Genomic DNA, 2,006 nt, shown 5'->3' on the forward strand with positions numbered 1-2,006 from the left:
AACGCTACGTCGCCCGGGAGATCTACCGACGCCTGGAAACCGCACCCCAAACACTTGACGCGGCATAGGAGCGTCGCTCGACTCCTGTCGCACGGGATATCGGGTCCGGTGCGCGCGACACGAGTCCGACTTTTCCGAAATAGCTTGACTCGCCTCTGGCGCAGTGTGACTCTATGGGTACGCAGCGTTGTCGCGACGAAGGTCCGGTAACGCGCGGGGGAACCAAACCGGGGGGATGCACGGGGCGGCCGGCTCGTGGACGGAAAGTCCGTCCATCACCGACCGCCCCGTGCGCTGTCTCCGGGCGGCCTCCGTGCAGACCTCAGCCATGCGCGTAAGGTGGAAGGTCGCGCAGCACACCGTTCGACAGGAGCTTCCATGACCAGCACCCTCCAGGCGTCCACCAGTGGCGCGCGGCCGAGCACCCTCGCCGAGGGCGACTACAAGGTGGCGGATCTGTCGCTCGCCGAGTTCGGGCGCAAGGAGATCCGTCTCGCCGAGCACGAGATGCCCGGCCTGATGGCGATCCGCCGCGAGTTCGCCGACGCCCAGCCGCTCGCCGGCGCCCGCATCACCGGCTCGCTGCACATGACCATCCAGACGGCCGTCCTGATCGAGACCCTGGTCGCGCTCGGCGCGCAGGTCCGCTGGGCGTCCTGCAACATCTTCTCCACCCAGGACCACGCCGCCGCCGCGATCGTCGTCGGCCCCACCGGGACCCCCGAGGCCCCGGCCGGCGTCCCCGTGTACGCCTGGAAGGGCGAGAGCCTGGAGGAGTACTGGTGGTGCACCGAGCAGGTGCTCACCTGGCCCGACGGCGGCGGCCCCAACATGATCCTCGACGACGGCGGTGACGCCACCCTGCTCGTGCACAAGGGCGTCGAGTTCGAGAAGGCCGGCGTCGTTCCGCCGGTCGAGACCGCCGACTCCGAGGAGTACGCGGTCATCCTCGGGCTGCTGCACCGCTCGCTCGCCGAGGACGGTCAGCGCTGGACCCGGATCGCCGCCGAGATCAAGGGCGTGACCGAGGAGACCACCACCGGCGTGCACCGGCTCTACGAGATGCACCGCGCCGGCACCCTGCTCTTCCCGGCCATCAACGTCAACGACTCGGTGACCAAGAGCAAGTTCGACAACAAGTACGGCTGCCGCCACTCGCTCATCGACGGCATCAACCGCGCCACCGACGTGCTCATCGGCGGCAAGATGGCGGTCGTCATGGGCTACGGCGACGTGGGCAAGGGCTGCGCCGAGTCGCTGCGCGGCCAGGGCGCCCGGGTCGTGGTGACCGAGGTCGACCCGATCTGCGCGCTCCAGGCGGCGATGGACGGCTACCAGGTCGCCACCCTGGACGACGTGGTCGAGCAGGCCGACATCTTCATCACCGCCACCGGCTGCTACGACGTCATCACCAACGAGCACATGGCCCGGATGAAGCACCAGGCCATCGTCGGCAACATCGGCCACTTCGACAACGAGATCGACATGGCCGGCCTGGCGAAGCGCTCGGACGTCACCCGGGAGAACATCAAGCCGCAGGTCGACCTCTGGAAGTTCGACGACGGCCACGCGATCATCGTGCTCTCCGAGGGCCGCCTGCTGAACCTGGGCAACGCCACCGGTCACCCGAGCTTCGTGATGTCGAACTCGTTCGCCAACCAGACGATCGCCCAGATCGAGCTGTACACGAAGACCGAGGAGTACCCGATCGGCGTGTACGTGCTGCCGAAGCACCTGGACGAGAAGGTCGCCCGGCTGCACCTGGACGCGCTGGGCGCCAAGCTGACCCAGCTCACCAAGGAGCAGGCGTCCTACCTCGGCGTCTCCGTCGAGGGCCCGTTCAAGCCGGAGCACTACCGCTACTGAGTTCCACCTCTGAAAGGACCGGGTCGGCCGCCACGCGGCCGGCCCGGTCCTTTTTCGCGTACGCCCGTCGGCCGTCGCCCCCGGCCCTTGCGCCTGTGTGCGGTGTGTCGGGGTGTCCGGGCGCGGGGACACCCCGACAC

Annotated in this window: 1 protein-coding gene; it reads left to right on the forward strand. The window is 68.5% G+C overall.

The genetic code is table 11. The features are described from left to right. The first annotated feature begins 378 nt into the window (after nucleotides 1-378). Nucleotides 379-1,866 (forward strand): adenosylhomocysteinase, encoded by a 1,488-nt coding sequence (ahcY, locus tag ACSNN7_RS28815; RefSeq protein ID WP_436684197.1) that lies wholly within the window; start codon nucleotides 379-381, stop codon nucleotides 1,864-1,866. The last annotated feature ends 140 nt before the right edge of the window (nucleotides 1,867-2,006 follow it).

The organism is Micromonospora sp. URMC 105 (genome assembly GCF_051386295.1).
Taxonomy (GTDB): domain Bacteria; phylum Actinomycetota; class Actinomycetes; order Mycobacteriales; family Micromonosporaceae; genus Micromonospora.

Coding starts and splice junctions, on each gene's coding strand:
- ahcY (WP_436684197.1), top strand. CDS start 379: ATGACCAGCACCCTCCAGGCGTCCACCAGTGGCGCGCGGCCGAGCACC.